The sequence below is a fragment of the Bacillus swezeyi genome, from assembly GCF_001969815.1.
Taxonomy (GTDB): Bacteria; Bacillota; Bacilli; order Bacillales; family Bacillaceae; genus Bacillus; species Bacillus swezeyi.
In genome coordinates this window covers 1-750 of record NZ_MRBK01000092.1, presented here as the reverse complement: position 1 = coordinate 750, position 750 = coordinate 1, and the positions used below count along the sequence as shown (strand labels likewise).

The following is a 750-nucleotide window of genomic DNA, read 5'->3' as shown; positions in this document are numbered from 1 at the left end:
ACTGCACGTCATCGAGACAAAGAAAAGGAACATCTAATTCTTCATAATAAGCATTGATCATGATGAAAGGAGTATCCTGTTCCTTAAACGTTAGATAGTAAGCAATATTAGGATTGTATAGATTACTTTTCGTAGGTTCAACAATTAAACCATTTACGCCAAATGACAACATCATTTCCAAAGCTTTTTTTTCTTGTTCGACATCATTATTTGTACTAGCTAATAGTAACGAATAATTAGCCTCATTCAATCTTCCTTCAATTCCACGAATAATTGAGGGGAAAATGTAATCAGAAATGTAGGTCGTAATTACACCGATTATTTTATTATTGGAATTCCCTCCAGGTTTTGATTGATACTGGTTACTAACATAAGTGCCAGACCCTTTTTCACTTCTTAAGAACCCCTCGTTCGATAGTTCTAAAATGGCCTTTCGAACAGTGTGCCGGCTGACTTTGTACTCTTTTTGTATGGCGGATTCAGTAGGAATTTGTTCTCCTACCCTGTAAACTCCTGAAAGGATTTTACTTTTTATATCATTAATGATGACCTTATACTTTGGTTTCATTTCACTCACTTCTTTCGTAGTTGTTCGCATTCTAATTTTTTCAATTGAATTATTTGTGTGGACATATTTTATCATGGCTTTGAATGAATTAAAAGATTCCGCCTTATTTTTGTGAAAATTAACAAGCAATTATCATTTTTTTCTTTAAGTTTTATGTTATACAAATACCTTTTATTATAAAC

1 protein-coding gene is annotated in these 750 nt (G+C 32.3%); it reads right to left on the bottom strand.

Annotation, left to right across the window (positions count from 1 at the left end; all coding sequences use genetic code 11):
* Window positions 1-568, bottom strand: a 568-nt coding sequence (locus BTA30_RS22415) for a GntR family transcriptional regulator (RefSeq protein WP_142243737.1), incomplete at its 3' end; no start/stop codon positions are given.
* Window positions 569-750 lie beyond the last annotated feature (182 nt).